This window comes from Streptococcus suis (assembly GCF_002960625.1).
Lineage (GTDB): Bacteria > Bacillota > Bacilli > Lactobacillales > Streptococcaceae > Streptococcus > Streptococcus suis_T.
In genome coordinates this window covers 1-807 of record NZ_POJH01000054.1, presented here as the reverse complement: position 1 = coordinate 807, position 807 = coordinate 1, and the positions used below count along the sequence as shown (strand labels likewise).

The window sequence follows — 807 nt, the reverse complement described above, 5'->3', positions numbered from 1 at the left end:
GTCACTTTTCCTGAATTGGAAACTATCTTATCAACACCATCTGGCGAACAATACTGGAACCTGGTCATAGCTTTTCCTTGCAAGGACTTCGTGCTTGAGTTAAGCAAGGACGAACTCTCAGAGAGCATTCGTCAGTCCACCTCAAAACGGATTTCGGACAAGCGTGTGGCGTACTTAGCCGAAAAGCTGATAGCACTAGCTAATCAATCTTACTGTGCCGTCAAGAAAACCTCTCCAATACTAGAAGAGGTGCGTTACTGTGCAAAAGAATTGCTTCGGCTTTCTGAACAGAGACAAACTGTCCTAGACCAAATGGTGGAACTAGCTCAGCCATTACCTGAATATGACATTCTGCTCTCTATTCCTGGAATAGCTGAGACTACTGCAACAAGTATTATTGGTGAACTGGGAGATATTCGCCGTTTTCAGTCTACCAATCAAATCAATGCCTTTATCGGTATTGACCTGAGACACTATGAATCTGGTAACTTCCTCGCTAAGGAACACATTACCAAGTGTGGCAATCCCTACGCTAGAAAGATTCTGTTCAAATGCATTCACAATATCGCTTCAGCCAGTCACACCAATCCTTGCCATATCGCCGACTTTTATGAGAAACGAAAAAGACAATCGCAAACGACTTCTACAAAGCCACACACGATTGCCTCCATACATCGTCTCATTCGGACAATGTATTACCTCATAACGCATAACAAACTTTACGATTACACTTTAACCCAAAATCAGTAAGATTGTTTATGCAATATTATTGTAACACCTTATCAAAAATTTTCAACATAAGGTGTT

1 protein-coding gene is annotated in these 807 nt (G+C 41.4%); it reads left to right on the top strand.

Annotated elements, in window-relative coordinates:
* Window positions 1-750 (top strand): transposase (locus C1G49_RS10420; RefSeq protein WP_153048238.1); only part of this gene is annotated, 750 nt, incomplete at its 5' end.
* Window positions 751-807: the final 57 nt, after the last annotated feature.